This is a genomic window from Shigella sp. FC1967, assembly GCF_001743005.1.
GTDB lineage: Bacteria > Pseudomonadota > Gammaproteobacteria > Enterobacterales > Enterobacteriaceae > Proteus.
This window is the reverse complement of the sequence record NZ_MIIZ01000795.1, coordinates 1-3206: the sequence shown is the minus strand read 5'-3', so window position 1 is coordinate 3206 and position 3206 is coordinate 1. Positions and strand designations below refer to the sequence as shown.

Here is a 3206-nt window from a genome sequence, read left to right as displayed (position 1 = left end):
TGATGTTTATTAATTAGATAGATTCAGGTAAAAACATTATATTTAGCTTTTGCTCGAGATGAGGTGCTTGTTGGCGCGAACTTGTTGTTACGGCATGGTTAAAAGTAAAGGGTTCTATTTCATGGAGACTCGAAAATTATATGCACCATTTATTTTTGATAGCGAAGTTTAATTTTTCCAAATAACTTGATTAAATCTAAAAAATGTTGTGCTTGATTTAGAACAAGAATAATTAATGATGTCCCCCACTTTCTAGTCATATAGAAACCAAAAAGTGGGAGTTTTATTACTAATTAACCTTTACCAGATTGGAAGGAGGAATAAAGAGTCATCCCTCCATCAATAAAAATAGTCTGCCCTGTGATATAGGTTGATTGTTCAGATGCTAACCAAGCGGCTACATTAGCAACAACTTCTGGTTCAGCCGCATATTTCATTGGGATCATCTCTTCTAATTCTTCACGAAGCGTATCATCTTGCATTTTTTCTTGGTTGATGGGGGTGTTGATTGCTCCAGGACCAATTGAATTAATTCTAATACCCTGACTTGCATATTCAAGAGCGAGAGATTGAGTCAGCATTCTTACTCCACCTTTACTTGCTGCGTAACTTGCAAAAGTAGGCCAAGGGATAATCTCATGAACAGATGACATATTAATGATATTGCCTTGAAGTTTATTTTCTACAAAATATCTTAGTGCAGCGCGAGCGGTAAGAAAATAACTAGTTAAATTCACATCTATAATTTTACGCCAATCGGATAAATCAACAGCGTGGGAAGGTGTTTGTGCTTCAATTCCAGCATTATTAATAAGTAGATCGAGTTTACCAAAATGGTTTATGGCACAATAAATAAAATTATGGGCAACATCTTCGTTACTAATATCTCCCCCAAAAATAATGGCTTTACCTAAATTTAATTTATTTAAATCATCGGCAAGGCTTTGGGCCTCTTCTTCGTCAGAATGATAGTTAATCACGACATTCATTCCTTCAGCGACTAATCGTGATACAACAGCAGCACCAATTCCTCTTGATGAACCCGTAACGGCAGCTACTTTTCCTTGAAGATCGTTGTACATATTTCCTCCGACATTCGATTTGAGAATTAAGCAAAAAGTAATATAAGAGATAAAAAAGGTTATTTATCTAGCACTCTACTAAGCTTATGGTTAATATAGCTACTTATTTTATTTTCACTTCTCTTTATTGTAGGTCGTTATTATGTAATACGCATTAAGGCACTGAAGGAATAGTGCAGATACAGAAAAATTAACTTACTAAATTTTTTTTAAATTTGGTAGAGATTCTGTTACTTAATGAGTATTAAATAATGAATAATCAATCACAAAAATATGATAGAACCTATCACTATCCTTTTTCACCAGGCACAACAAACGACGATCGTATAAATGCGCAATGGTGGCAGGATATTTGCCAAATAAAACAACTTATCCATACAGAAAAACTCGATGGAGAAAATAATTGCCTAAATAAAATGGGCGTTTTTGCACGCTCGCATGCGACTCCGACACAATCAGCGTGGACATCTCAATTACGTCAACGTTGGCAAATGATGAAAAATGATTTAGGTGAGTTAGATATTTTCGGTGAAAATCTATATGCCATCCATTCTATTGAATATGCACATCTAGAAGAATATTTTTATGTGTTTGCAGTTCGTTATAAAGATAAATGGCTTAGTTGGGAAGAAGTGCAGTTTTATGCTTCTTTGTTTGATCTTCCAACGGTACCAGAGATTACACTGCCTAAATGTCAGGATAAAACTGATTTTGAAAATATGATCGTTTCACAAGCTAAACAGGCAAGTTTCTTTCAATCTTATGATGTTTTAACGCAAAAAATGAGCCCAATGGAAGGCATTGTTACACGAGATGCACACGCATTTTCTTTAGATGATTTCTCACATCGTGTTTTTAAATACGTTAGAAAAGATCATGTTAAAACAGATGTTCATTGGAAAAAAAATTGGCGACGAGCCCCTCTGATATGGGAAAAAGTACAGGAGTCTCAATGATGCTTCATAATAAATTACACACTGAAATGTCATGGGAATACCTCTGTGAACGGTATGACGAAATGCGTGATATGGCTGGTGTTATACAAGATCCTATTCATCATGCAGAAGGTGATGTGGCGATTCATACACAAAGAGTAATCAATTCAGTTAAATCATTGCCAGAATATAAGACACTAACTGAAAGAGAGCAGCAAATTTTATGGATCTCAGCACTATTTCATGATGTGGAAAAACGTTCTACAACACGAGAAGAAGAGGGGCGTATTGTTTCACCGGGTCATGCACGTAAAGGTGAATTAACAACACGTCTTTTTCTGTATGAAAAAGTTCCTTTAAACTTTGCTGATAGAGAACAGATTGCAGCGTTAGTTCGCTTCCATGGATTACCGTTATGGGTGATGGATAAACCTGATCCTAAAAAAGCACTGCTTTCTGCATCATTAAGAGTAGATTGCTATTTGTTGGCATTATTGGCTAAAGCGGATGTTTTAGGGCGAGATTGTGAAGATCAGCAGGCACTTTTTTGATAAAATTGAACTATTTATACTTTATTGTGAAGAGTTAAACTGTTGGCGCAAAAGCGCTCTATTTCCTTCAGATGATGCCCGCTTTCACTATTTTTATACAGAAAATAGCACAGACTGTAATTATGAGCCTTATCCTGAGAAAGGAAGTGAGGTTACGGTGTTATGTGGATTACCAGGTATGGGAAAAGATACCTTTATTCGTCAACATTGTGCAGATCTTCCGATTGTGAGTTTAGATGAGCTCCGTCGCCAGAATAATATCAAACCAGATAATAGAGATGCTAATGGTTGGATAGCACAGCAAGCAAAAGAGCAAGCTCGTATTTATTTACGAGAGCATAAATCTTTTGTTTGGAATGCCACCAACATTACAAGAAAAATGCGAGATCAACTTATCTCTTTGTTTTATCGTTATAATGCAAAAATTACGTTGGTTTATATTGAAGTTCCATATGCGCAATGGCAGAGACAAAATAATGCAAGAAACGAAGCTGTGCCAGCTAAATCTTTTGTTTGGAATGCCACCAACATTACAAAGAAAAAATGCGAGATCAACTTATCTCTTTGTTTTATCGTTATAATGCAAAAATTACGTTGGTTTATATTGAAGTTCCATATGCGCAATGGCAGAGACAAAA

Annotated in this window: 2 protein-coding genes and 1 pseudogene; 2 read left to right on the top strand and 1 reads right to left on the bottom strand. The window is 35.7% G+C overall.

Going from position 1 to position 3206, the window contains the following annotated elements; all coding sequences use genetic code 11:
• Positions 1–293 precede the first annotated feature (293 nt).
• Positions 294–1082: a glucose 1-dehydrogenase gene (locus BHE89_RS13145; RefSeq protein WP_069368934.1), complete on the bottom strand. Its 789-nt coding sequence runs from the start codon at positions 1080–1082 to the stop codon at positions 294–296.
• A gap of 251 nt (positions 1083–1333) precedes the next feature.
• On the opposite strand from BHE89_RS13145, the gene BHE89_RS13140 reads away from it, so the two are divergent.
• On the top strand, positions 1334–2038 hold the full coding sequence (locus BHE89_RS13140; RefSeq protein WP_069368935.1) for an RNA ligase family protein: 705 nt from the start codon (positions 1334–1336) through the stop codon (positions 2036–2038).
• Positions 2035–3206: pseudogene (locus tag BHE89_RS27465) on the top strand (AAA family ATPase); the annotation flags it as partial. The gene BHE89_RS13140 and the pseudogene BHE89_RS27465, both read left to right, overlap by 4 nt.

What these genes read in the sequence shown, in the direction of transcription:
- BHE89_RS13140 (WP_069368935.1), top strand. Translation starts at nt 1,334, where the DNA reads ATGAATAATCAATCACAAAAATATGATAGAACCTATCACTATCCTTTT.
- BHE89_RS13145 (WP_069368934.1), bottom strand. Translation starts at nt 1,082, where the DNA reads ATGTACAACGATCTTCAAGGAAAAGTAGCTGCCGTTACGGGTTCATCA.